Genomic DNA, 1,231 nt, shown 5'->3' on the forward strand with positions numbered 1-1,231 from the left:
GACCTTCTCGTCGTGCCCTCTGCCGAGCTCTCCCGCGGCCGCGGCGGCCCGCGCTGCATGAGCATGCCCTTCTGGCGCGAGGACCTCTAAGGTTTTCAAAGAACCGTGCGGTTCTTAATACAAACATCTAGCTGCCATTAGATGTCTCCCAATGGGGCGGTGCGGGTTTTCGCACCGCCCCAATCTTGTATGAGGAACGTCAACACGATTGGATGACTGCTTTTGTAAGGAGCTTGGCCATGAACATCAAGACGATTGGCGTTGAGGAGTGGCTTAACGTTTGGGAGAAGAGTGCCACGTGGGACATTGCCCAGTCGACGATCTCGTCGCTGACCATGGGCGAGCTTCGCGCGCTTGACGAGCAGGACGGCGCCACGTTCTACGAGCGCCTGGATCGCGAGAAGATGAACTACGGCTGGATCGAGGGTTCGCCGGAGTTTAAGGCCGAGGTCGCCAAGCTGTATCGTCGCGAGGTCAATCCCGATCACATTCTGCAGACCAATGGCTGCACGGGTGCCAACCTCAACGCCATCATGGCCGTGGTAGAGCCCGGCGACCATGTCATCGCCGAGTGGCCCACATACGCGCCGCTCTACGAGATTCCGCGTACGCTCGGTGCCGAGGTCGAGTATTGGGAGCTTCGCGAGGAGCTCGGATGGAAACCCGATATCGATCAGCTCAAGCGTCTCGTTCGCCCCAACACGAAGCTCATCTGCATCAATAACGCATCGAACCCCATCGGTACGGTGCTTGATGCCGATACGCTCGGGCAGATTGCCGAGATTGCCCGTTCGGTGGGCGCCTACGTGCTGTGCGACGAGGTGTATCTACCGCTCGAGAACACCGAGTCCTTTATGTCGATGGCCGACGTGTATGAGAGGGCCATTGTCACCAACTCGGTGTCTAAGACCTATTCGACGCCTGCAGCCCGCGTGGGCTGGGTCGTTGCGGACGAAGAGGTGTCCAACCGCATCCGCACCTACCGCGACTACACCATGATCTGCGGTGGCGTGTTCAACGACGCCTTGGCGACCTATGTGCTTGAGCACAAGGACAAGATCCTCAAGCGCAACCGCAAGATCGTGTTTGGCAACCGCGATATCGCACAGGCTTGGATCGATACGCAGCATCGTGTCTCCTGGACGGCCCCGCGGGGCGTGTCTACCTCGTTTATCCAGCTTGATATTCCCGAGGACGATGAGGAGTTCTGCAAGCGCCTGCTGTCCGAGAG

2 protein-coding genes are annotated in these 1,231 nt (G+C 59.0%); both read left to right on the forward strand.

Features of this window, described 5'->3' with window-relative positions:
- On the forward strand, positions 1-90 hold a 90-nt coding region (locus ABG996_RS10755; RefSeq protein WP_221696322.1), incomplete at its 5' end, for an arginine deiminase family protein.
- A gap of 149 nt (positions 91-239) precedes the next feature.
- The coding region (locus ABG996_RS10760; RefSeq protein ID WP_347500993.1) for an aminotransferase at positions 240-1,231 on the forward strand (992 nt) is incomplete at its 3' end.

The organism is Collinsella aerofaciens (assembly GCF_039836695.1).
Taxonomy (GTDB): domain Bacteria; phylum Actinomycetota; class Coriobacteriia; order Coriobacteriales; family Coriobacteriaceae; genus Collinsella; species Collinsella aerofaciens_BD.